Origin of the sequence: Acidovorax sp. LjRoot74, assembly GCF_964254355.1 — a bacterium.
Lineage (GTDB): Bacteria > Pseudomonadota > Gammaproteobacteria > Burkholderiales > Burkholderiaceae_C > Acidovorax.
This window is the reverse complement of sequence record NZ_CAXUTI020000001.1, coordinates 1,107,324-1,129,462: the sequence shown is the minus strand read 5'-3', so window position 1 is coordinate 1,129,462 and position 22,139 is coordinate 1,107,324. Positions and strand designations below refer to the sequence as shown.

Annotated in this window: 21 protein-coding genes, 1 tRNA gene and 1 pseudogene; 15 read left to right on the top strand and 8 right to left on the bottom strand. The window is 64.5% G+C overall.

Annotated features, from left to right (window positions below; all coding sequences use genetic code 11):
- The first annotated feature begins 25 nt into the window (after nt 1–25).
- The 7 genes from ACSQ3O_RS05265 to pth all read left to right on the top strand — a co-directional run bounded on the left by ACSQ3O_RS05265 (nt 26) and on the right by pth (nt 6,005).
- The gene (locus ACSQ3O_RS05265; protein WP_436138093.1) at nt 26–1,804 is read left to right on the top strand and encodes a tetratricopeptide repeat protein; all 1,779 of its coding nucleotides are present in this window, start codon (nt 26–28) and stop codon (nt 1,802–1,804) included.
- A 38-nt stretch (nt 1,805–1,842) separates the two neighbouring features.
- Entirely contained in the window at nt 1,843–2,334 is a 492-nt protein-coding gene (locus ACSQ3O_RS05260; RefSeq protein WP_249368025.1) for a lipoprotein insertase outer membrane protein LolB, read from the top strand.
- 48 nt (nt 2,335–2,382) lie between these two features.
- The gene (gene ispE / locus ACSQ3O_RS05255) at nt 2,383–3,240 is read left to right on the top strand and encodes a 4-(cytidine 5'-diphospho)-2-C-methyl-D-erythritol kinase (RefSeq protein WP_436138092.1); all 858 of its coding nucleotides are present in this window, start codon (nt 2,383–2,385) and stop codon (nt 3,238–3,240) included.
- A gap of 30 nt (nt 3,241–3,270) precedes the next feature.
- Nucleotides 3,271–3,347 (top strand) — tRNA-Gln (locus ACSQ3O_RS05250).
- 47 nt (nt 3,348–3,394) lie between these two features.
- Complete coding sequence (locus ACSQ3O_RS05245; protein WP_094286710.1) at nt 3,395–4,369, top strand: ribose-phosphate pyrophosphokinase; 975 nt, start codon at nt 3,395–3,397, stop codon at nt 4,367–4,369.
- Nucleotides 4,370–4,529: 160 nt separating this feature from the next.
- Nucleotides 4,530–5,165 (top strand): 50S ribosomal protein L25/general stress protein Ctc, encoded by a 636-nt coding sequence (locus ACSQ3O_RS05240; RefSeq protein WP_137746717.1) that lies wholly within the window; start codon nt 4,530–4,532, stop codon nt 5,163–5,165.
- Between the two features lie 231 nt (nt 5,166–5,396).
- On the top strand, nt 5,397–6,005 hold the full coding sequence (gene pth / locus ACSQ3O_RS05235) for an aminoacyl-tRNA hydrolase (protein WP_063462555.1): 609 nt from the start codon (nt 5,397–5,399) through the stop codon (nt 6,003–6,005).
- Nucleotides 6,006–6,093: 88 nt separating this feature from the next.
- Here pth and ACSQ3O_RS05230 read toward each other — a convergent pair whose 3' ends face one another.
- Complete coding sequence (locus tag ACSQ3O_RS05230; RefSeq protein ID WP_137746719.1) at nt 6,094–6,351, bottom strand: YfhL family 4Fe-4S dicluster ferredoxin; 258 nt, start codon at nt 6,349–6,351, stop codon at nt 6,094–6,096.
- 204 nt (nt 6,352–6,555) lie between these two features.
- Between ACSQ3O_RS05230 and ACSQ3O_RS05225 the strand changes: the two genes are divergently transcribed.
- The 8 genes and pseudogenes from ACSQ3O_RS05225 to ACSQ3O_RS05190 form a co-directional block, all read left to right on the top strand.
- Nucleotides 6,556–7,518: an ABC transporter permease gene (locus ACSQ3O_RS05225; protein ID WP_298450085.1), complete on the top strand. Its 963-nt coding sequence runs from the start codon at nt 6,556–6,558 to the stop codon at nt 7,516–7,518.
- Between the two features lie 5 nt (nt 7,519–7,523).
- Entirely contained in the window at nt 7,524–8,396 is an 873-nt protein-coding gene (locus ACSQ3O_RS05220; RefSeq protein WP_137746721.1) for an ABC transporter permease, read from the top strand.
- Nucleotides 8,397–8,431: 35 nt separating this feature from the next.
- Complete coding sequence (locus ACSQ3O_RS05215; protein ID WP_436138091.1) at nt 8,432–9,463, top strand: ABC transporter ATP-binding protein; 1,032 nt, start codon at nt 8,432–8,434, stop codon at nt 9,461–9,463.
- On the top strand, nt 9,460–10,356 hold the full coding sequence (locus ACSQ3O_RS05210) for an ATP-binding cassette domain-containing protein (protein WP_436138090.1): 897 nt from the start codon (nt 9,460–9,462) through the stop codon (nt 10,354–10,356). The genes ACSQ3O_RS05215 and ACSQ3O_RS05210 overlap by 4 nt, the downstream gene beginning before the upstream one ends.
- Before the next feature lie 106 nt (nt 10,357–10,462).
- Nucleotides 10,463–11,953, top strand: a complete 1,491-nt coding sequence (locus tag ACSQ3O_RS05205; protein ID WP_436138089.1) for an ABC transporter substrate-binding protein — start codon at nt 10,463–10,465, stop codon at nt 11,951–11,953.
- A gap of 259 nt (nt 11,954–12,212) precedes the next feature.
- Nucleotides 12,213–13,616, top strand: a complete 1,404-nt coding sequence (locus tag ACSQ3O_RS05200) for an amidase (RefSeq protein WP_436138088.1) — start codon at nt 12,213–12,215, stop codon at nt 13,614–13,616.
- 160 nt (nt 13,617–13,776) lie between these two features.
- Nucleotides 13,777–14,385, top strand: a complete 609-nt coding sequence (locus tag ACSQ3O_RS05195; protein ID WP_436138087.1) for a hypothetical protein — start codon at nt 13,777–13,779, stop codon at nt 14,383–14,385.
- A 20-nt stretch (nt 14,386–14,405) separates the two neighbouring features.
- Nucleotides 14,406–15,743, top strand: a pseudogene (locus tag ACSQ3O_RS05190) (tetratricopeptide repeat protein); the annotation flags it as partial.
- A 586-nt stretch (nt 15,744–16,329) separates the two neighbouring features.
- Here ACSQ3O_RS05190 and ACSQ3O_RS05185 read toward each other — a convergent pair.
- The 7 genes from ACSQ3O_RS05185 to clsB form a co-directional block, all read right to left on the bottom strand.
- Nucleotides 16,330–17,001 carry a histidine phosphatase family protein gene (locus ACSQ3O_RS05185; RefSeq protein ID WP_436138086.1) on the bottom strand — a complete coding sequence of 224 codons (672 nt, stop codon included), beginning with the start codon at nt 16,999–17,001 and terminating at the stop codon, nt 16,330–16,332.
- Between the two features lie 272 nt (nt 17,002–17,273).
- A complete protein-coding gene (locus ACSQ3O_RS05180; RefSeq protein ID WP_436138085.1) occupies nt 17,274–17,504 on the bottom strand; it encodes a hypothetical protein in 231 nt (76 codons plus the stop codon).
- 84 nt (nt 17,505–17,588) lie between these two features.
- Nucleotides 17,589–18,437 carry a DUF429 domain-containing protein gene (locus ACSQ3O_RS05175; RefSeq protein ID WP_436138084.1) on the bottom strand — a complete coding sequence of 283 codons (849 nt, stop codon included), beginning with the start codon at nt 18,435–18,437 and terminating at the stop codon, nt 17,589–17,591.
- Entirely contained in the window at nt 18,434–19,315 is an 882-nt protein-coding gene (locus ACSQ3O_RS05170) for an EamA family transporter (RefSeq protein WP_436138083.1), read from the bottom strand. The genes ACSQ3O_RS05175 and ACSQ3O_RS05170 overlap by 4 nt, the downstream gene beginning before the upstream one ends.
- Before the next feature lie 208 nt (nt 19,316–19,523).
- Nucleotides 19,524–19,946, bottom strand: a complete 423-nt coding sequence (locus tag ACSQ3O_RS05165) for a BLUF domain-containing protein (protein WP_142148055.1) — start codon at nt 19,944–19,946, stop codon at nt 19,524–19,526.
- A 3-nt stretch (nt 19,947–19,949) separates the two neighbouring features.
- Nucleotides 19,950–20,678: a GTP cyclohydrolase I gene (folE, locus tag ACSQ3O_RS05160; protein WP_137746733.1), complete on the bottom strand. Its 729-nt coding sequence runs from the start codon at nt 20,676–20,678 to the stop codon at nt 19,950–19,952.
- Between the two features lie 222 nt (nt 20,679–20,900).
- Nucleotides 20,901–22,139, bottom strand: a complete 1,239-nt coding sequence (gene clsB, locus ACSQ3O_RS05155) for a cardiolipin synthase ClsB (protein WP_436138082.1) — start codon at nt 22,137–22,139, stop codon at nt 20,901–20,903.

The window sequence follows — 22,139 nt, the reverse complement described above, 5'->3', positions numbered from 1 at the left end:
AATGCCGGACAACGGCTTCACAGGCATGGATTATTATGACCCGATGGTGCTTTTTCACAGCTTTCGAACCGCCGCACTCGCTACCGTAGTGGCGGTGACTGCCCAGTCCGCATGGGCCCAGCAAGTTAGCAATGACAGCCGTGCCGCTGCCAGCAGGCCACCTGCGACCGCCAACCCAGCCCTGGATGCCGAGCTGTTCTATGAAATCTTTCTGGGCGAGATCAGCGCACGCACGGGTGACCCTGGCGCTGGCTATGCCTTCATGCTTGAGGCCGCTCGCCGCAGTGCTGACGGCCAGCTCTACCAACGGGCGGCCGACATCGCCCTGCAAGCGCGCTCAGGCGAGTACGCCCTGGCCGCAGCCAAAGCCTGGAAAGAGGCCCTGCCCCAATCCCGTGAAGCCAACCGCTATGTGCTGCAGATCCTGGTGGCACTCAACCGAATCGGAGAAACCCCCGACCTGCTGCGCCAGGAACTCGCACAGTCCCCACCTCGTGCCAAGGCAGCCACGCTGTCCGCCCTGCCCCAGATGTACGGGCGCGCCAGCGACAAGGCGCTGGCAGCCAAGGTGGTAGAACAGGCCCTTGTGGACGAGTTGGCCAACCCCGCCACAGGCCCTGCCGCCTGGGTGGCCCTAGGACGCCTGCGCCTGGCTGCTGGCGACAAAGGCGGTGCACTGAGTGCCGCGCGCAAGGCGCAGGAACTGGACAACGCCAGCGAGGACGCCGCGCGGTTGGCACTCGAACTGCTGGACGAAAACATCCCGGAAGCCGAAGCCATCGTGATTCAGGCGCTGGCCAAACAGCCCATCCCCGAGTTGCGAATGGCCTATGCGCGCGTATTGTTGGGGCTGCAACGCTATCCAGATGCCAGCCGCCAGTTGGAAGCCGTGACCAAAGAAAAGCCGGATCTGGCAGAAGCCTGGCTCGTGGTTGCCACGCTGCAACTTCAGGACAACCGCTTGCCCGCTGCAGAGGCCTCGCTGCAGCGCTTTCTCGATCTGGCCTCGGCCTCGACCGATGCAGAAGTACGACAAAAGAGCCTGACCCAGGCATATTTGCTGTACGCACAAATTGCAGAGAAAAAGAAAGACTTTGCGGCTGCAGAGGCCTGGCTGGGCCGTATTGATAACGCGGAAGAAGTGTTTGGCGCCCAAATCCGCCGAGCCTCTTTGTTGGCACGCCAAGGCAAACTTGCCCAGGCGCGTGCGTTGCTGCGCAGCCTGCCCGGAACCTCTGCAGAAAGCCTGCGCATGAAGCTGTCGGCCGAAGTGCAGCTGCTGCGCGAGCAGCGCCTCTTCAAGGAAGCCTACCAAGTACAGGTTGAAATGGTGGCACTGGCGCCGGACGATGCGGAACTGGTTTATGACCAGGCAATGCTGGCGGAAAAAATGGGCAGCCCAGACACCATGGAGCAACTGCTGCGACAGGTGATTGCGCGCCAACCGCAGTACCACCACGCCTACAACGCGCTCGGCTATTCACTTGCAGACCGGGGGCTTCGACTGGCCGAGGCCAAGCAACTGATCATGAAAGCGTTGGAATTTGCGCCAAACGATCCCTTCATCATGGACAGTCTTGGCTGGGTGGAGTTTCGCCTGGGCAACAAGGCCGATGCCAAACGCCTTCTGGAAACCGCCTTCAAGGCGCGCCCTGATGTCGAAATCGCTGCCCACCTGGGCGAGGTGCTGTGGAGCCTGGGCGACAAGGAAGGCGCCTCCAGAGTCTGGAAGGAAGGGCAGCGCATCAGCCCAGACAACGACATCCTCAAAGAAACACTCAAGCGGCTTGGAGCAGGGCTCTGATGCAGGCCCACGGCGAAAGCCTCCAGCCAGGATCTGGCGTGGCCTTTCAACGCCGCTGGATGGTGTTGTGGATCACGTTCTGCGTACTGTGGATTTCGGGTTGCGCCCAACCGACACGAAGCCCCCCCCCTGACGACGGCAGTTGGCGCGGAAGAATCGCACTGCAGGTCGAGGGGCAAGCCGCCCAGTCGTTCTCGGCCACGTTTGAGCTGCATGGCAATCCTGAAAATGGCGGCCTGGTGCTGCTGAGCCCCTTTGGCAACCGCATTGCCCAGCTGGATTGGAACGATGGCCAAGCCCAGTTGCAGAGCGGACAAGAAACACGCACTTCAGACTCCCTGGAAACGCTGCTGCTGGATGTGACAGGCACCCGCATTCCCGTTGCAGCCCTGTTCAGCTGGCTCAACGGCATTCAGGCCACGGCGCCTGGCTGGCAGGCGGACCTTTCGGGCATGCCCGACGGGCGCCTCACCGCCCTGCGCAACCACCCCGCTCCACAAGCCACTTTGCGCATCCTGTTGACCCGCTGAGGCGATCGCCCCAGCCACCTCAGCCCGCGCCACTTTTCCCACTCTGCGATGCAAGCGCTGTACGACGTGCCGGCTCCGGCCAAGCTCAATCTTTTTCTGCACATCACCGGGCGGCGTGCTGACGGTTACCACCTGCTCCAGTCCGTCTTCATGCTGGTGGATTGGTGCGACACCTTGCATTTCGAGCGCCGCAGTGATGGCGTCATCTCCCGGGAAGATTTGGGCCCACCCTTGCCGGATATGGACCTGACGCTGCGAGCTGCACAGGCCCTGCAATCCGCCACGGGCTGCACACTCGGCGCGCACATTGGTGTTCTCAAGAGCATTCCTGCGCAGGCCGGCATGGGCGGAGGCTCGTCCGACGCGGCCTCGGCACTGCTCGCATTGAACCGTCTATGGGGCCTGGGCCTGTCACGCGCGGCACTGGAATCGATCGGTTTGCAGCTCGGCGCAGATATTCCGTTTTTTTTACGCGGTCACAACGCTTGGGTGGAGGGAATTGGTGAGACAATCACGCCGCTTGAGAAAGCACACCAACTGCCGCAAGCGCGCTTTGCCATCGTGAAGCCCGCAGCAGGTTTGGAGACAAAATTAATTTTTTCGTCACCAAGTTTGAAACGCGATTCAGATAGTGCTACAATCTTAGGCTTTGCTGCAGCACACTTTCACTTCGGTAGAAATGACTTGCAGCCAGTTGCTCAGGCACTTTGCCCGGACGTCACCAAGGCCATCGAATGGCTCAGGAGTCGCGGATTGCAAGCCCGAATGACAGGCTCTGGAAGTGCGGTGTTTGCGCAAATATCACATGCAGTGGATTTGAGCGGAGCCCCTGAAGGCTGGCAAGTCAAAGCGTGTGAAAATCTGATGATTCATCCTCTGGCAGGGTGGGTATCAGACGAGAATTAAGGTTGGCTGCTTTCAGCAGTTGACCTGTGTAGGGGAGTCGCCAAGCTGGTTAAGGCACCGGATTTTGATTCCGGCATGCGAAGGTTCGAATCCTTCTTCCCCTGCCAAATATCTTCTCGCGTACGGGCTTTTTTTTCAGATTGCTGGGACTCTCATGCAAGCCAATCACCCCGACTTCATGGTTTTCACCGGCAATGCCAATCCTGGCATGGCAGCTGAAATTGCCCAGCACCTCGGCACCACCCTGGGTGCAGCCGACGTGGGTCGCTTCTCTGACGGTGAAGTCACCGTCGAAATCAAGCAAAACGTGCGTGCACGCGATGTTTTCGTGGTGCAGTCCACCTGCGCACCCACCAACGAAAACCTGATGGAACTGCTGATCATGGTGGATGCGCTCAAGCGTGCATCGGCCGAGCGTATCAGCGCCGTGATCCCCTACTTTGGCTACGCCCGCCAGGACCGCCGCCCTCGCTCCACCCGTGTGCCGATCACCGCCAAGGTGGTTGCCAACATGCTGCAGGCCGTGGGTGTTGCGCGCGTTCTGACCATGGACCTGCATGCGGACCAGATCCAGGGTTTCTTCGACATTCCCGTGGACAACATCTACGCCTCTCCGGTTCTGCTGGGCGACCTGCGCCAGAAGAACTACGAGGACCTGATCGTGGTGTCCCCCGACGTGGGCGGTGTGGTGCGTGCGCGTGCCCTGGCCAAGCAGCTGGGTTGCGACCTCGCCATCATCGACAAGCGCCGCCCCAAGGCCAACGTGTCGGAAGTCATGCACGTGATCGGCGAGATTGAAGGCCGCAACTGCGTGATCATGGACGACATGATCGACACCGCCGGCACGCTGGTGAAGGCCGCCGAAGTGCTCAAGGAACGTGGTGCCAAGAGCGTGTACGCGTATTGCACCCACCCCATTTTCTCGGGTCCCGCCATCGAACGCATCGCCAAGGGCACGGCCCTCGATGAAGTGGTCGTGACCAACACCATCCCCCTGAGCGACAACGCCAAGGGATGCACCAAGATTCGCCAGCTCTCCGTGGCCCCGCTGATCGCCGAGACGATCCAGCGCATTGCCAAGGGTGAGTCGGTGATGAGCCTGTTCTCGGACCAGGACAACCTGTTCTGACCCGCTCCCGCCGGGAGCGCTGCAGACCGGTTGCACACAAGCCTCCCTCGGGAGGCTTGTTGTCTGTTCGGGGACACCAAGTGGCGGGCGGCAACAATGCCGCAAGCCTTTTTAAAACAGAGGATGACTGGTCGCGGTCGCCTCTTTCCAGGAGCTAACTATGAACTTCGTCGCTTTTGAGCGCGCCAAGCAAGGTACGGGTGCGAGCCGCCGTCTGCGCAACTCGGGCAAGACGCCTGGCATCGTGTACGGTGGTGCCACCGAACCCCAACTGATCGAGATCGACCACAACGCTCTGTGGCACGCCCTCAAGAAGGAAGCTTTCCACTCCAGCGTGCTGGACATGGAAGTGGCCGGCGCAACCTCCAAGGTCGTGCTGCGTGACGTGCAATACCACCCCTACAAGCAACTGGTGCTGCACATCGACTTCCAACGCGTGGACGACAAGACCAAGCTGCACCTGAAGGTGCCACTGCACTACAGCGGTGCTGAAGAGTCCAACGCCGTCAAGGTGGACAAGTGCATGGTCAACCCGATCGTGAACGAACTGGACGTGACCTGCATGCCTTCGGATCTGCCCGAATTCATCGCTGTGGACCTGTCCAAGCTGGAAAAGGGTGCTTCCCTGCACCTGAAGGACATCAAGCTGCCCAAGGGCGTGGTAGCCAAGGTCCGTGGCGGCCAGAATAACAACCCCGTGCTGGTGTCCGTTGTGCCTCCAGTCGTGGTCGTTGAGACCCCTGCTGACGCCGCTCCTGCTGCTGACGCCAAGGGCAAGGGCAAGGGCAAGAAGTAATCGGCCGCTCGCTGATTCACTCGCCTTACCAAGCAGGCCAACCCGTCTCGGCGGGTTTGGCCTCCCAACGGCCCACCTCGGTGGGCCGTTTGTTTTTGGCGTTTGTTTTTGTAGCCTGGCCTGCGTGGCCGCCACGCGGCACTGACCCCATAGCGGCCAACCACCAACGAGCACCAGGCACCGCACCACCCAGCGCGCGGCAATCCACCTTCGCACACGGATAATCCACAGATGATCAAGCTGTTTGTAGGCCTTGGAAACCCGGGGCCCGACTACGAAGCGACCCGCCACAACGCCGGGTTCTGGTGGATTGACGCTCTGGCGCGCGAACTCAAGGCCACGCTGGTGCCCGAGCGCAGCTACCACGGGCTGGTGGCGCGCACCACGGTGCATGGCCAGAGCGTCTGGCTGCTGCAGCCCCAGACGTTCATGAACCTCTCGGGCAAATCCGTGGCATCGCTTGCACGGTTCTTCAAGATCCAGCCCGAGGAAATTCTGGTGGTGCACGATGAGCTGGACATCCCCCCCGGACAGGTCAAGCTCAAGCGCGGCGGCAGCCACGCCGGGCACAACGGCCTGCGCGACATCCACGGCCAGCTAGGTTCGCCGGACTACTGGCGCTTGCGCATCGGCATCGGCCACCCCGGCGTGAAGAGCGAAGTCGCCAACTGGGTGCTGAAAAAGCCGTCGCCCGACCAGCGCACGCTGATCGAGGACTGCATCATCCATTCGCTGAAAGCCTACCCCGCCATGCTGGCGGGCGAGATGGACAAGGCCACCTTGCTCATCCACACCACCAAGCCACCCCGCCCCAAGCCTGTTCGCCCGGTGGAGGACTGATCAGCGGTTGGGTAATGACCAATTGCTATATTTTTAATAGCTTAAAACACTTGATGGTCGCGCGCAGACGGCCAAAAAAGCTTAAGGATCAGCCTGCCGCCGGCGCCTGCAGGCGCTGGAACTTCTGCCACAGCGTCTCGCGGTTTTCAACATGCTGCGGATTCACGGGGATGCAGGCCACGGGGCAGACCTGCACACACTGGGGCTCGTCAAAATGCCCCACACATTCCGTGCACTTGTGCGGGTCGATCTCGTAGATCTCCTGCCCCAGATAGATCGCCTGATTGGGGCACTCGGGCTCGCACACATCGCAGTTGATGCACTCGTCGGTGATCATCAGCGCCATACGGCCTCCCTGGGCGCAGGGCCAGACACAGGGGCAACGGGGTACATGGCGCAGTTCATGCTCCGTATTATCCCGCGCGGTGGCATGTGCCTTGCGTGCCACACTGCAACCCACCACCGCTGACGGGGATGTTTTTACCGTTATGCTGTGTATACACATTAATTTTTACGCGCTCGCGTCCCACCCTCCTCCACCGCCTGCTCCATGGGTCTGTTTTTCCTCAAACGGTTTGCCACCCTCCTGGCCACGCTGATCGGCGCATCCATCGTTGTGTTTCTGGTGCTGGAGATCCTGCCAGGCAATGCCGCGCAGATTCTTATGGGCCCCGATGCCTCTCCCGATGCCGTGGCCGCTCTGGCCACCAAGCTGGGGCTGGACCAGCCCGCCAGCCTGCGCTACTGGCAATGGGTGAGCGGCCTGGTGGTGGGCAACATGGGCGACAGCTACGCCTACAGCTCGCCCGTGCTCGACCTGGTGCTGGAGCGCCTGGCCCTGACCGTGCCACTGGCCCTGATGGCCATGGTGATCACCACGGTGCTGGCCCTGGCCGCTGGCGTGTATGCCGCCTCCCGCCACAACAAGGTGGGCGATGTGGGCGTGATGGGCCTGGCGCAGATCGGCATTGCCATCCCCAACTTCTGGTTCGCCATCCTGCTGATCCTGCTGTTCTCGGTGAAGCTGCAGTGGTTCTCGGCCGGGGGTTTTCCGGGCTGGACGGAAGACGCTGGCGGCAGCCCGCTCGAAGCCCTCAAGGCCCTGCTGCTGCCTGCCATTGCGCTGGCCGTGGTGCAGGCCGCCATCCTGGCGCGCATCACCCGCTCGGCTGTGCTGGAGGTGCTGCGTGAAGACTTTGTGCGCACGGCGCGTGCCAAGGGCTTGACGCAGCGCGCCGCGCTGTGGGGTCATGTGCTGCGCAACGCGATGATTCCAGTGGTCACGGTGATGGGGCTTCAGTTTGCCAACCTGCTGGCGGGCACCATCGTGGTGGAAAACGTGTTCTACCTGCCGGGCCTCGGGCGCCTGATCTTCCAGTCCATCTCCAACCGCGATCTGATCGTGGTGCGCAACTGCGTAATGTTGCTCGCCGCCATGGTGGTCATCGTGAACTTCGTCGTGGACATTCTTTACGCCGTGATCGACCCGCGCGTCAAAGCCTCTGACATCTGATCCCCATGAGCGCTGCCATTCCTTCTTCAACGCCTTCCTCCGCCCCTGGCTGGCTGCACCGCGCGTTGCGCCACCGCAGCTTTGTCATTGGCGCCGTGCTATCGCTTCTGCTGATCCTTGCGGCGACACTGTCGCTGGTCTGGACGCCCTGGTCTCCTTACGAAATGGACCTGGCGTCCAAACTGCAACCGCCCACAGGCACGCACTGGCTGGGCACCGATGCCTTCGGGCGCGATGTGGCCTCGCTGCTGCTGGTCGGGGCGCGCAACTCCATTCTGGTCGGCGTCATTGCGGTGGGCATTGGTCTCACCATCGGCACGGCGCTGGGCCTGCTGGCGGCTGCCAAACGCGGCTGGGTGGAAGAACTCATCATGCGGCTGGCGGACTTCACATTTGCCTTTCCCGCCATCCTCTCGGCCATCATGATGACGGCGGTGTTTGGTGCGGGCATCGTCAATTCCATCATCGCCATCGGCATCTTCAACATCCCGACGTTTGCGCGTGTCACCCGCGCCTCGGCCAACGCCGTGTGGTCGCGCGAATACATCATGGCCTCGCGCGCCTGCGGCAAAGGCAGCTGGCGCATCACGCTGGAGCATGTGCTGCCCAACATCCTGTCGGTGCTCATCGTGCAAGCCACCATCCAGTTCGCCATTGCCATCCTGGCCGAGGCGGCCCTGTCGTACCTGGGCCTGGGCACCCAGCCGCCCCAGCCCTCCTGGGGCCGCATGCTCAGCGAGGCACAGACGCTGATGTTCCAGGCCCCGCTGCTGGCCGTGTGGCCCGGCGTGGCCATCGCCATGGCGGTGCTGGGCCTGAATCTCCTGGGCGACGGCCTGCGCGATTTGCTGGATCCCCGCCTTTCCCGCAAGCGCTGAACGGCCACATAAAAACGATACGCCAAGAGCCCACGATGTCCCTGTTAGAAGTCTCCAACCTCCGCATCCGCCTGCAGACGCACCGGGGCCCAGCCGATGCCGTGCGCGGCGTGAGCTTTTCGCTGGCGCGCGGTGAAACCCTGGGCCTGATTGGCGAATCGGGCTGTGGCAAATCCATCACCGCCATGTCGCTCATGGGCCTGCTGCCCGACAGCGCTCAGGTCACGGGCAGCATCCGTTTTGACGGGCAAGAGCTGGTGGGCCGCACCGATGCGCAGATGTGCAAGATGCGCGGCAACCGCATTGGCATGGTGTTCCAGGAGCCCATGACGGCCCTCAACCCCGTGCACACCATTGGCCGCCAGGTGGCCGAGCCCTTGCGCCTGCACCGGGGCATGGACGCGGCCAGCGCCCGCAAGGAGGCCATCGCGCTGCTGGACCGCGTGGGCATTCCCAACGCGGCGCAGCGCATCGACGCCTATCCACACCAGTTCTCGGGCGGACAACGCCAGCGCATCACCATCGCCATGGCGCTGGCCTGCAGTCCCGACCTGCTGATTGCCGACGAGCCCACCACGGCACTCGATGTGACCATCCAGCAGCAGATCCTGGACCTCATCAGCGACCTGGTAGCCGAGCGCAATATGGCCATGATCCTGATCTCGCACGACCTGGGCGTGATCTCGCAGAACGTGGACCGCATGATGGTGATGTACGGCGGCAGCGTGGTCGAAAGCGGCTCTACCGCGTCCGTCTTCTCGGCCATGGCGCACCCCTACACGCGGGGCCTGTTTGCGGCGCGCCCCCACCTGGGCGCCGTGCATGCGCCCGGCCAGCGCCCGCGCCTGTCCACCATCCCGGGCACCGTGCCCGAGCTGGTGGACCTGCCCGCAGGCTGCCCCTTTGCGGGCCGCTGCAGCTACACCATCGACGCCTGCCACCACGAACCCCCGCCGACCACCGTGGTGGCCACCGATGCCGATGGCGACCACGCCGTGCGCTGCCTGCGCCGCGAAGCCATTGCAGAAGCGCACGGCGCGCTACAGGGCGCGGAGGTGGCGGCATGAGCGGCACTATCACCACGAACAACAACGCCAACAACAGCCCCCTGCTGCAGGTGAAAGACCTGGTGCGCGAATACACGCTGCCGCGCGAGCACCTTTTCCGCCCGCCAGGCACGGTGCAGGCCCTCAATGGCGTGAGCTTTTCCATCGCCGCCGGGCGCAGCCTGGGCGTGGTGGGCGAATCGGGTTCGGGCAAATCCACCCTGGCGCGCCTGGTGATGGCGCTCGATGCGCCCACCTCCGGCACGGTGGAGCTGCTGGGCCGCAACCTGCACCAGCTGCCCGCCGAGCAACTGCGCCAGGCGCGGCGCGACTTTCAGATGGTGTTCCAGGACCCGTATGGGTCGCTGGACCCGCGCCAGACGGTGGAGCGCATCGTGACCGAGCCGCTGCAGGCGCAGGGCCAGACCACACGCGCCGAGCAGCGCGAGCAGGCCGCCCAGGTGCTGTCGCAGGTGGGCCTGCGCACCAATGACCTGGGCAAGTACCCGCACGAATTTTCTGGCGGCCAGCGCCAGCGCATCGCCATTGCGCGCGCACTCATCACCCGCCCACGCCTCATCGTGGCCGACGAGCCCGTGAGCGCGCTCGACGTGTCGGTGCAGGCCCAGGTGCTCAACCTGATGCAGGACCTGCAGCAGCAGTTCGGCATCACCTACATGCTCATCAGCCACGACCTCGCGGTGGTCAACCACCTCTGCGACGAGGTGGTGGTGCTGTACCAGGGCCGCATCGTGGAGCGCGGCTCGCCCGCCGAGCTGTTCCGCAATGCGCAGCACCCTTACACGCAATCATTGGTGGGCGCCGTGCCTCAGGTGTTGCCGGGCCGCGCCAGGGCGCGCCGTGCGGCCGCCGCTGCGGCTGCAGCTTCTGCCGCAACGGCGAAAACCGCATAACCACATGCAGGTGTGATGGTGTAAAAAGCTTCTTTCCTCCCCGGTAACAAATTGCACCGGGGGTCTTTATGGTTGTTGTCTGGTTTTTTGTCTGGAGAGTCCGAACATGCTGAACCGCCGTACCGTCCTTGCCACTGGCGCGATTGCCGCCGTGCCCCTGTCCACCCCGCTCAGCGCCCTGGCGCAGGGCCGCAAAGATGCGGTGACGCTGGCGATGACGCTGGAGCCCCCAGGCCTGGACCCCACCGCCGGTGCGGCCTCTGCCATCGCCGAGATCGTTCAGTACAACATCTTCGAAACGCTCACCAAAATCAACCCCGACGGCAGCGTGTCGCCCCTGCTGGCCGAAAGCTGGGAGGTCTCGCCCGACCTCAAGACCTACACCTTCAAGCTGCGCCGTGGCGTGAAGTTCCAGAACGGTGAGCCTTTCACCGCTGCATCGGTGAAGTTCTCGTACGACCGCGCCGGTGGCGAGAAGAGCACCAACAAGGACAAGCGCACCTTTGCAGGCATCACCACCCAGGTGGTGGACGACTACACCGTGGTGCTGCTCAACAAGGAGATCGACCCCGACCTGCTGTTCGTGCTGGGCCAGGCCACGTCGATCATCGTGGACGCCAAGAGCGCCGACACCAACGCCAACAAGCCCGTGGGCACCGGCCCCTACCAGCTGCAGGCGTGGAACAAGGGCTCGTCCGTGGTGCTGACCGCGTGGGCCGACTACCGCGATGCCAAGGCCATCAAGATCAAGCGCGCCACCTTCCGCTTCATCTCCGACCCCGCAGCCCAGGTCGCTGCCCTGCTGGCGGGCGACGTGGACGCCTTCCCCCGCGTTACCCCCCGCAGCGTGGCGCAGTTCAAGGCCAACCCCAAGTTCCAGGTGGTGGTCAGCGGCTCGCGCGCCAAGACCATTCTGGCCATCAACAACGGCAAGAAGCCGCTGGATGACGTGCGCGTGCGCCGCGCCATTGCTGCAGCGGTGGACCGCAAGGCTGTGATCGAAGGCGCGGGCGATGGCTACGGTGCGCCCATTGGTAGCCACTACGTGCCCGGCGCGTTCGGCTACGTGGACACCACGGGTGTGAACCCCTACGACCCCGAGAAGGCCAAGAAGCTGCTGGCCGAGGCCGGCATCAAGACGCCGCTGGAGCTGACCCTGACGCTGCCGCCCACCCCCTACGCCCGCCAGGGTGGCGAGGTGGTGGCCGCCCAGCTGGCCAAGGTCGGCATCATCGCCAAGATCCAGAACGTGGAATGGGCGCAGTGGCTCAGCGGCACCTACGGCAGCAAGAACTACGACCTGACCATCATCAGCCACGTGGAGCCCTTTGACCTGGGCAACTTTGCCAAGCCCGACTACTACTGGGCCTACAACTCGCCCAAGTTCAACGACCTGTTCAACCAGATCAAGAACGCCGCCCGCCCTGCAGACCGCGCCAAGCTGCTGGGCGATGCGCAGCGCCTGCTGGCCGAGGACTCGGTGCACGCCTTCCTGTACTCCAACCAGTGGATCACGGTAGCCAACAAGAACCTCAAGGGCCTGTGGAAAGACATGCCCGTGTTCGTGAACGACATCTCGTCGCTGTCCTGGAGTTGATGGGACACCCCCCTGAGGCCCTACGGGCCTTCCCCCCGCTCTCGCATTGCTGCGCAATGCGGGCAGGGGGACGCAGCCCTCGCTGCGGGGCGGCCCTTGCTCGGCTGCCCGCGCCTGGGCTACGTCAGTCTCAGGGGCTGCGCGTTCCGCACAGAGCGCTGGAACACGGAAACACGCGGAAGCCCGATTGCTACTAAAACAATAGCTACCAGCGCTTTACCAATAGGCGGTAGCAGCCTTTTTTACTTTTACCCCCGACATGACTGCCCTGCACGACCTGCCCGCCCACGAACTCCTGGCTGCCTACCGCCAGCGCACGCTGTCCCCCGTGGAGGTCACGCAGGCCGTGCTAGCGCACATCGAGCGCTGGGAGCCCCACATCAAGGCCACCTACCTGCTGCGCCCCGACGCGGCGCTGGAGCAGGCCCGCGCCTCGGAGGCCCGCTGGCTGCGCGGCGAGCCCAAGGGGCTGCTGGACGGCGTGCCCAGCACCATCAAAGAGAACATCTCCACAGAAGGCGACCCCACCCCGCTGGGCACCGCTGCTGTCGAGCTGGTGCCCGCCGCAGCCGACGCCCCACCCGCCGCCCGCATGCGCGAGGCCGGTGCCGTCATCGTCGCCAAGACCACCATGCCCGACTACGGCATGTTGTCCTCGGGCCTGTCCACCTTCCACCCGCTGTCGCGCAACCCGTGGGATGTGAGCAAGGGCCCCGGCGGCTCCAGCGCTGGTGGTGGCGCGGCGGCCGCAGCGGGCTACGGCCCGTTGCACATCGGCACCGACATCGGTGGCTCGCTGCGCCTGCCCGCCAGCTGGTGCGGCATCTTCAGCCTGAAACCCAGCCTGGGCCGTATTCCGATCGACCCACCCTACACCGGCCGCGCCGCCGGCCCCATGACCCGCACCGTGGCCGACGCCGCGCTGATGATGCAGGTGCTGAGCCAGCCCGACGCACGCGACAGCATGAGCTTGCCCTACCAGGACATCGCCTGGAGCCAGTTCAACAAGGGCGCCGAACGCCTGCGCGGCCTGCGCATCGGCCTGCTGCTGGACGCTGGCTGCGGCCTGAGCGTGGAGCCCGAAGTGAAAGCCGCCGTCGAACACGCCGCCCGCCTGATGGAACGCGCTGGCGCCACCATCGTGCCCATGGCACCGTTCATGACCCAGGCCATGCTCGACGGCATGGACCACTTCTGGCGCATGCGTTCGCACATCGACCTGCAGGCCCTGCCCGCCGCGCGGCGCGACAAGGTGCTGCCCTATATCCGCACCTGGGCCGAGAGCGCTGCGGGCATGAGCGGTACTGAAGTCTTCAACGCCAGCCACCAGTTCCACCTGACCCGGGTGAACACGGTCAAGGCCTGCAGCGCGTTCGACTACGTGATCTCGCCCGTGGCGCCCAACGTGGCCTTCCAGGCCGAGCTGCCCTCGCCCACCAACGACCCGCTGCGCCCGCTGGAACACATCGGCTTTACCGTGCCGTTCAACATGTCCGAGCAGCCTGCCGCCTCGGTCAACTGCGGCTACACCCGCGCGGGTTTGCCCATCGGCCTGCAGATTGCAGGCGCCCGTTTTGACGACCTGGGGGTGCTGCAGGTGGCGCACGCCTTCGAGCTGATCCGCGAGCCCCAGCGGGCATGGCCCCAGCCGCCTGCGGCTTGAGGGCGTAAGTCAATCCGCCAACCCGCGAGGTCGAGAAAGCCTGCAAGGAGGTTGTTGGTAACCTTGGGGTTTTGCTGGCAGCCGCAGCCCCTTTTGGGGGGTGCGGCGCAGCCAGCCCCGCCACAGACCGACAACCCCTGCACACCAGCAGCCCCACCGCATGGACATCCTCATCCTGGCGATCCTGATCGCCACCGGCACCTACATGCTCAACGCCAAAGAGCAGCGCAAGCGCATCGCGCTGCTAGGCAGCCACCTGGCCAACTACCAGATCGAAAAGCTCATGGAAGCCCTGACCGACGGCTACCTGCGCGCCCTGGGCGAAAGCACCGACGAGCGCCGCCAGCAGATCTGGAGCCTGCTGAGCACCACCGAATCGCAGCTCACCGAACAATTCAGCCGCTTTGCCGCCGACTTCGCGCAAATCAACGAAGCCGACGCGCGGGTCAGCCGCCTCTCCATCGCCCTGCCCTTTGCCGAAAAGCTGCTGCCCGCCGCCACCTTCGATATGCGCAAGGCCCTGGCCATCCATGCACGCGGCATTGCCCACGTGGTGCAGAACACCGGCCACCTGGCCCCCAAGGACCGCGCCTACATGATGACCGCCGAGCTGTTCCTCATGCAGCACACCTGCCACTGGTTCTGCAAATCCAAGACCATTGCCACCGCCCGCATGCTGGCCCGGCACCAGACGCCACACGAACAGCTGGTGGCCTCGGTGTCGCCTGAAACCCGCAAGGCCTACATGGCCCTCATCCAGGGCGGCTGACCCCGCCCCCATAAAGCCCCATGCCATCCTCCACGCACACCCGCACGACCGATAGCCTGGGCAACCCCCTCACGCTGCACGACTCGGCCAGCGCGGCCGCCGTGAATGACTTTGTGGAAGGTTTCATCGCCTGCGAAGCCCGCGCGGTGAATGTGCTGAACGCAGCGGCAGACACCAGCCCCATCGTCCAGGCCAGCTGCGCGGCGCTGCACATGTTTGCCGAGTCGGCCGATGCCCCGCGCAACGCCCGCCCCTTCATCGACCAGGCCCTCGCCCACGCCGCAGAGGCGACGGAGCGCGAACAACGTTTTGTGGCCGCCGTCGCCGCCTGGGTAGATGGCGACCTGCCCCGCGCCATTGCGCTGCACGAAGAGCAAGCCCGCCTGCACCCGCGCGACCTCGCCTCCCTCAAGCTCGGCCAATACCATTTGTTCAACCAGGGCGACTCGCCCGGCATGCTGCGCCTGGCGCTGCAGGCCCTGCCCGCAGCGGCCGAGGTGCCCTACCTGCACGGCATGCTCGCCTTTGGCTGGGAGCAATGCCACCGCCTGCCAGAGGCCGAAAGTGCTGCACGCTACGCCATCACCCTGTGCCGCAAAGAGCCCTGGGCCCACCACGCCCTGGCCCACGTCATGCTGACCCAGGGCCGCATCCGCGAAGGCGCCGACTTCATGGCCAGCGTGAGCGACACCTGGACGGGCCTGAACTCTTTCATGGTCACGCACAACTGGTGGCACCAGGCGCTGTTCCTGCTGGAACAAGACCGGCACGCCGAGGTGCTGGCGCTCTACGACCAGCAGGTGTGGGGCGTGGTCAAGGAATACACCCAGGACCAGATCAACGCCGTGTCCCTGCTCTCCCGGCTGGAGCTGGCAGGCGTGGATGTCGGCGACCGCTGGACCGACGTGGCCGACCACCTGGCCCTGCGCCTGACCGACCATGTGCTGCCTTTCCTAGACCTGCAATATCTCTACGGCCTGGCCCGTGCCGGGCGCATGGAGGCCGCACGCACGCTGCACAACAACATCACCACCCACGCCGCCACCCGCATCGAGGCGCACGAGCGCATGGTGTGGCAACAAGTGTGCGTGCCCGCCGCGCACGGCCTGCTGGCGCATGCGCAGGGCGACTGGGCTACTGCCGTGGAGAAGCTGGGCATGGCGCTGCCCCGGCTGGTGGAGATTGGCGGCAGCCATGCGCAACGGGATCTGTTTCACCAGATCTGGCTGGATGCACTGCAGCGCAATGGGCAGTGGGCGACGGTGCAAAACGTGTTGCAACCGATGGTGAATGGGCAGCCGGAGTCGGTGAGGCTGGCGCGGCAAATGAGGGCAGTAGACGAACAGCTAGGGCTACCTGAAACGTACAAAAAGCCTCCCTTGCCAGTCTCCAAGCTGCGTCTGAGGCTGATGCACGAGGACGCCCTAAAGAGATTGAGTGACGCTGACTTACTCTACGCAGCTTCGGACGAAGGAGATCGATCTGACTCCTACTACCTGCTGCGTTTACTGAGCCTAGAGCTTTTGCTCAAAGTGGTTTTTGAGCAAACGCTCCATGAAAAGGCACACGGGCATAAATATGACCAGCTGTTCAAGCGCCTGCCGAAAGATCTGCGAGATCGTCTTCTCCGGCTGGCTGGAGAGCGAATTGGGCCATCGGGTTTAACGAACAATCATCAGCGCGTTTTCAAGGAATTGGGCAAGAACTTCGTAGACCTGCGATATCCATGGGGTCGCTACGAAGGGTGGTCGGAAGAACAGTACGTGACCAAGGGAAAAGAGTGGATTGCCAACGGTGCCCCGCTAGAAAAAGCCGCTATTCGATATCACCCTAACGAGCTCTTTGGCATGCTTTACGCGCTGCGAACCGTAGCTGAGGAGTTGAGCACTTCTTGACTTCTGATGTACATGCCGCCTGATCCAGCTCGTGCTCGCACGCTGGCACTCACCGCACCACCAACTTCGTCTGGTCATACACCGGCTGCTCCGGCAAATCCGCCAGGTGCCGCACATCGGCCCAGTCCAGCACTTCCACCGCCTCGCCACTCACCCGCACGCGGTTGAGCCCCGCGTTGGGGATGTCGCTCTGGCGGGGGCCATCCAGCCCGGTGCCACGCGCAGTGCGCCAGATCATGTCGAGCACGCCGCCATGGGTGACCACCATCACGGTCTGGCCTCTGTGCTGCTGGGCGATGCGGTAGACGGCGTCCATCACGCGGGTGTGGAACTGGCGGGTGGTCTCGCCGCCGGGCATGCCGTAGTCGGCTTCAAAGCGCAGCCACTGATTCCATGCATCGGCGTGGTCCTGCTTGACGTCGTCCACGCGCTTGCCGTCTACCACGCCAAAGTTTTGCTCTCGCAGGGCGCTGTCGGTGAGGGTGTCGATGCGGGCCTGAGGGAACAGCACCTGCAGGCTGGGCGTGGCGGTCTGCTGGGTACGGATGAGGTCGCTGCAGATGAGGTGGTGCACCACGGGGCGCTCTGCGGCCAGGCGCTCGGCCAGGCGACGGGCCTGTTCGTGGCCGGTGGCGTTGAGGGGCACATCCACGTGGCCCTGAAAGCGCAGCTCGCGGTTCCAGTCGGTCTCGCCGTGGCGGATCAGAATCAATTCAGTCATGCGTGCCATTATCGAATGTACACACACGATTGCAAGGTTTTTTGGCCGCTACCGCGCGTCCAGCATGCCTGAATAGCTATTGTTTTTATAACAAAACAACGCAGGGACCATCTGCACAAATCGAGCGGCACGTGTGCGCTGCGGATCGGGATGGACTGCAAGGCGCAAAACGCAGCAATAGCCGCAGCTATTGCGAGGTTTTGCACCGCCGCAGGCCGCCCGAGCCCGCAGATGAACACGGCGCGGCGATTCGTGCAGAGGGCCCCTACGCACTACCGCATGGGCACGATGAGCACCTTGCGGCGAGGCTGGCAGCCGGGGCCTTCGTAGGCGGCGCTGTCCTGTTCCCAGCCCGGGCCGGGCGAGGTTTGCGCACATACCCGCTGGCCATCGACCAGGCTGCGCCAGTAGTACCAGGGCGCGGGGGCGGCATGCACCAGCAGCGGGGCCAGCAAGACGACCAGCGCGAACAGCGCGCACGAAAGGCGGGGGGCGAAAGGCATGGGCAAACAAAGCATCCAACGTGTCCCGCCCATGCTATGCCGCCTGCGGCGGGCCGATGCCCGGAAAAGGGGCGGGATCGTCGGTCAGGGCTTGTCAGCGGTGACTATCCAGCCTTCGAGCGGGTCCAGCCCCGGCGGCAAGCCATAGAGAGCATCGCCCTCGGCATGGCGCTGCTCGGCCCAGGCGGCTTGCAGCAGGCACAGCACGGCATCCAGGCTGTCGCCGCTGGCGTCCTGCACCAGCGCATCGCGCTGGGCGTGGCTGAGCTTGAGGCGCAGGCCCAGGCGGGTCTGGCCCAGCTCCAGCGCGTTGACCAGGTCTTTGCGGGCGATGAGGCGGTCGGGCGTTTGCTTGGCGCGGTCGTCGCTTTTGTAGCTGCGGCGCTGCAGCACCTCGCGCGCGAGCAGGCCGGGGTAGGCCTCCAGCGCCACGCGGCGGGGGTCGCCTGCGTGCAGGCAGGGCAGGTGCACGCCCGCGTCCAGCAGCAGCGGCAGGCCCGCGTGCAGCATGTAGGCCACGGGCGGGTTCACCCATTTCATCGACGGGCTGGAGCCTGCGGGCCCGTCGGTGGCGCGGTGGGCAAACTTGCCGCCCACGGGGCGCGCATCGCAGAACGCCGCAAACTGCGCGCGGATCTGCTCGCGGCTCAGGCTGCGGTAGTGCTGCATGCAGGCATGCCAGTCGGTAGGCCAGCCCAACGCCTGCACCAGCTCGCGCGGCAGGCCAAAGGGCAGGTCAAAGCCGCCCACCCAGTCTCCGGGCTCCGCCAGCCACTGGCCGAATACGGCCAGGGTGTCGAACGGCTGCAGCGCGGTGAGCACCACGCGCGCGCCCTGGCGCTGGCCCAGCGCCAGCACGATGGGTTTGCGCCGCGTGGGGCTGCTGGAGAAGTCGCAGCCCAGCAGCAGGGTTTGTGGTGCGGCGGCTGTCATCCTAGTGCCAACGCCGTGACACCGGCCGCAATGCACAGCGCGCCAAAAATGCGCGCCACGCGGTCGCCCTCGCCCAGCAAGTGCCCACCAATCAGCGCGGCAAACAGCATGGACACCTCGCGCGCGGGGGCCACGTGCGACAGGGGCGCCTGCTGCATGGCGTAAAGCACCAGCACATAGGCCACCGGGCTCACCACCGCCACGGCCAGGGCAAAACGCCACTGGGCCAGCCACAGCGTGCGGGCGGTGGGCAAATCGCGCAGCACCACCGGCGCCAGCAGGCCCACGCGCACAAAGTTGCCCATGTAGTCCACAAGGATGGGCGACATCAGCAAAAACTTGACCGCGTAGCCATCGACCACCGTGTAGCTGGCGATGAACGCACCCGTGAGCAAGCCATACAACATGCCTTTGTGCACCCGCGCCCGCGCGGCAGGGTCGTGCGCGGCGCGAAGCAGGCCCGGGCCGCCCGCGATCAGAAACACGCCCCCGACCACGCCCACGATGCCCAGGGCACCCAGCCCAGAGATCTGCTCGCCCAGCAGCGTGATGGCCACCAGCGACGACAAGAGCGGCCCCGAGCCGCGCGCCAGCGGGTAGACCACCGTGAGGTCCGCCACACGATAGCCGCGCAGCAGGATGACGAAATAAGCCACATGCAGCAGCCCGCTGGCTACGACAAAGCCCCACTCCACCGCACCCCACAGCGGCACCGCGTCGCGCCCCAGGTACCAGCCCAGCGGCGCCCAGACGACCATCATGATCACCGAGGTGAAGAACGCAAACCGCGAGTCCCCCCCAGCCTTCTTGGCCACGATGTTCCAGCACGCGTGGATGAGGCCAGCAAGGATGATGAGTGCGAAGGCGGTGAAGGTCACGGGCGGAGAAAAGAACGGCCTGAACAGAAAAGCCGCAGCGCCTTCTGGGCGGCTGCGGCTGCGAAACGTGATGGATGGCTGCGAAGAAAAGTGGGGCGATTTGCGTAGCGAGCCAGCCTAGTCTGGGTCGATGCGCGCAGCCGTACTCCCGTACGGCGAGCACAGCAGGCCCGGAATCGGCTGGCGCAGTAGCAAAGCGCCCCGCTTTTCAGGCTCGGCCGATGATGGAGGCTGTGGCCATCAACTCTTCGAGCAGCGCATACGACACCTTGCCCGACACGGCATACGGGTCCAGCTCGGGCTTCTCGGAGTACTTGAGCAGGATGGAATGGTTGATCTTGGAGAGGTTTACCTGCCCCATGGTCCAGCCGCCAAAGCGGCGCTCGGCAATTTCTTCGTAGTGCAGCAGCTCCACGTTCTTGTGGCGCGGGTCTTTCTGGATGTGGCCGTACAGGTCGCTCACGGCGGAGCGGCCACCTTCGATGGCCTGCAAGAACACGCCACCGCCGTAGCACAGCACCCCGGTGATGCCGCAGCCCGGGTTGTGCTGGCGCGACTGTGTCAGGATGGCTTCGATGGCGGCAGGAGAGGTGTCCACCGCGCGGCTGGCATAAAGCAGGCGTACCAACATGGCTTAGTTCTTTCCGGGGATGAGGGACAAAAATTCGCGGCGCAGCGCAGAGTCCTTGAGGAACACGCCGCGCATGACCGAGTTGATCATGCGGCTGTCGTTGTCGCGCACGCCGCGCCAGGACATGCAGAAGTGGCTGGCCTCCATGACAATGGCCAGGCCGTCGGGCTGAGTCTTTTCCATGATCAGGTCGGCCAGTTGCACCACGGCTTCTTCCTGGATCTGGGGTCGGCCCATGATCCAGTCCACCAGGCGCGCGTACTTGCTCAAGCCAATCACGTTGGTGTGCTCGTTGGGCATCACGCCGATCCAGATCTTGCCGATCACCGGGCAGAAATGGTGGCTGCAGGCACTGCGCACGGTGAGCGGGCCCACGATCATCAGCTCGTTCAAGTGCTCGGCGTTGGGGAACTCGGTGATGGGCGGCTGCGCGACATAGCGCCCCCTGAACACCTCGTTGAGGTACATCTTGGCCACGCGGCGCGCGGTGTTGTTGGTGTTGTGGTCGCCCTCGGTGTTGATCACCATGCTGTCGAGCACGCCCTGCATCTTGACCTCGACCTCGTCGAGCAGCTTCTCCAGCTCGCCGGGCTCGATGAACTCGGCGATGTTGTCATTGGCGTGAAAACGCTTGCGGGCGGCGGCCAAGCGTTCGCGGATCTTCACAGAAACGGGCGTGCCTTCATCTTCCGGCGGGGTGGGCGTCATATCGGCGGCAGGTTGGCTGGACATGGCTGGGATCGTAACAGCGAACCACTCTCTGTAGATTTCAAGGGTTTTAGGCCCTTTCCGCCTGCTGCATATACCTTGATAGCTATATTTTTTATAGCATTATCGGGATACAGGGCGCTGCGCACTACGTACCATGCTCGGCCCAGTCGGCGGGCGCGGCCCAGGCCAGGGCCGCCGACCAAGCGCCACATCCGCAGCAAGGCTGCTCAAGGGGTGTCTTCGTCAATACCGGTTGCCAGTCACCCACAGCGCCAGCCGCATCAGGCCGAACGCAATGCGGTCAAGCACCCGCTGGCGCAGCGGGCGGCCTGCGTAGCGTGCCGGGTCCATGCGACGGCCCGCGTGCTGCATGGCGTGTACCAGGCGCTGGCGCAGGTCGGTGGCAAAGGCACCGTCTTCCACCACCACATTGGCCTCGCGCGCCAGCAGCAGGCTCAGAGGATCGAGGTTGGACGAACCCACCGTGGCCCAGGGCCGCTCGCCTTGCGCGTCGATCACGGCCACCTTGGCGTGCAAAAAGCTGGGAGCGTACTCATAAATCTCGACCCCCGCCGCCAGCAGCGCGCCATACACCGGCCGGGCCGCGTGGTACTGCATGAAATATTCATAGCGCCCCTGCAGCAGAAGGCGCACGCGCACGCCCCGGCGCGCGGCCATCACCAGCGCACGGCGCAGCTTGCCGCCGGGCATGAAGTAGGCGTTGGCAATGATGATCTCGTGCCGCGCGTTGCCAATGGCGCGGCGGTAGGCTTTCTCGATGCGGCTGCGGTTGCGCACGTTGTCGCGCAGCACCAGCGCAGCGCGCATGGGCGGCCCCGCGTTGCCATCAAGCCGCGCCGCGTGGCTGGCAGCGCTGGCAGCAAGCAATGCCTGCAGCGCATCGGGCAGGCGGCGCAGGCGTGCATCGCGCACAGCCTGCATGCGCCACCAGAGCTGGTCCATGGTGTCGCTGGCGGCCTCCACCAGGCTGCCCGTGGCACGCACGGCAAAGTCAAACCGGGGGGCATCGAGCGTGCCGTGGTTGGGGTCGTGAAAATCGTCCAGCACATTGATGCCGCCACAAAACAGCAGGCGGCCATCGACCACACACAGCTTGCGGTGCAGGCGCCGCCAGCGGTGCGGCAGCAGCAGGCCCAGGGGCCCGAGCGGCGAATACACGCTGTATTGCACCCCGGCGGCCAGCAGACGCGCAGCCCAGGCCTCAGGCAGTGCCCCGGTGCCCACGCCGTCCACCACCAGCTGGGTGCGCACACCCCGCTGCGCCGCACGCATCAGTGCCTCGGCCACGGCCGCGCCCGAGCCGGTGAAATCGAAGATGTAGGTCTCGAACTGGATGTCCGACAGCGCGGCGTCCATGGCCTCGATCAGGGCCGGGAACAGTTCCTCGGCCCCCTGCAGCAGGCGCACCCGGTGGTCGTCGGAAAACTCCGTGCCACGAACCAGAGGTGGTTTTTTCTTCAC